Annotated in this window: 1 pseudogene; it reads right to left on the bottom strand. The window is 59.8% G+C overall.

What is annotated here, in order from left to right:
- Positions 1–131 precede the first annotated feature (131 nt).
- Positions 132–316, bottom strand: a pseudogene (locus EN786_RS36850) (ABC transporter permease); the annotation flags it as partial.

Genomic DNA, 316 nt, shown 5'->3' with positions numbered 1-316 from the left:
GGCGACTCACGGACGACATCACGACCTCTGCTTTGCGCAGCATGTCGTACGCTGAACTCGAAATCCTCCTTACCTGAAGCCGGCATGGATTGCCGCTGACATTGGCCAACGCGCTTGGGCGGTGAGCGACACTATTGTTCGAAAGGCTCTCCGAGCGAAGCCACGCCGTTGAGCTTAAGCAGACGCCGGTTCGAAGAAATGATGCCCAGCACGACGATCGTCACGATATAGGGCAGGCTCGATAGAAGTTGCGAAGAGACATCCAGTCCGGTCGCCTCTTCGGCGCCGTCTCCCTGGCAAGCCTGGCCGCCCAGGC

Source organism: Mesorhizobium sp. M4B.F.Ca.ET.143.01.1.1 (assembly GCF_004792275.1).
Lineage (GTDB): Bacteria > Pseudomonadota > Alphaproteobacteria > Rhizobiales > Rhizobiaceae > Mesorhizobium > Mesorhizobium abyssinicae.
The sequence above is the reverse complement of the archived record's forward strand: the minus strand, read 5'-3'. Positions and strand labels throughout refer to the sequence as shown.